The 813-nt window shown below is 69.4% G+C and carries 1 pseudogene; it reads right to left on the reverse strand.

The annotated features are described in order from the left end of the window. Positions 1-80 precede the first annotated feature (80 nt). Positions 81-813, reverse strand: a pseudogene (locus MLY01S_RS11920) (NAD(P)/FAD-dependent oxidoreductase); the annotation flags it as partial.

An 813-nucleotide genomic window follows, 5' to 3' on the forward strand; every position in this document is an offset into this window, starting at 1 on the left:
GGCCGCGGGGCGGGGCGGGGGCCGCTGGGGCGGGCCCGGCCCCGACCCGCCGAGGCTGCGGCCGCGGCGCGGGGCCGGCGTCAGCGCATGAGACCGGAACCCTGGCCGGCGTCGGCGCGTTCAGCGGCCACGACCTCCGGGTCCATGAGGTAGCGGAACAGGGAGTCGTCCAGCTCCTCCAGCCACGGCGTGTGATGCTGCGCGGCCATGGTGCCGGTCATGACGGAGCGGTAGGAGTGGTCGCGGTAGGTCATGATCCCGGCCTTCTTCGCCTTCTTCCAGCTCGCGAGGATCTCGAAGACCGCGTCCAGGTCGAACATCGGGTAGTCCGTCTGCTCGATGAGGTCCTCCACGTAGTCGCACTGGAAGCGGGCCTCCTCGATCTCACCCGGGATCGCCTCGAAGCGGGCCTTCCAGTCCGCCATGTGTGCCGCGCGCTCGTCAGCGGACGGCAGCTCGGCGCGGCCGAGGATGAGGTCGCGGGAGTACCAGGCCTGGGCATCGAACATGTTGTACGTCAGCCACTGGTCCTGCGCCCCCAGATAGTGGACCTTCGGGTTCTCGTGCCACACCACGCCCCGGTAGAGGCCCTCCGGGTACACGGTGTTCGGGCCGGAGAGCGAGAGCTCGCCCGGCATGAACGGGTAGTGGTGGTGGTAGCCGGTGCAGAGGATGATCATGTCCACGTCGCGGCACTGCCCGTCGGCGAAGTGCACGGTGCTGCCGTCCACCCGGTTCAACAGCGGCACCTCCTCGATGCCTTCGGGCCAGTCGTAGCCCAGCTTCGCGGAGCGATAGGAGATGGTGACCTGC

Origin of the sequence: Micrococcus lylae NBRC 15355, from assembly GCF_001570885.1 — a bacterium.
Classification (GTDB): Bacteria; Actinomycetota; Actinomycetes; order Actinomycetales; family Micrococcaceae; genus Micrococcus; species Micrococcus lylae.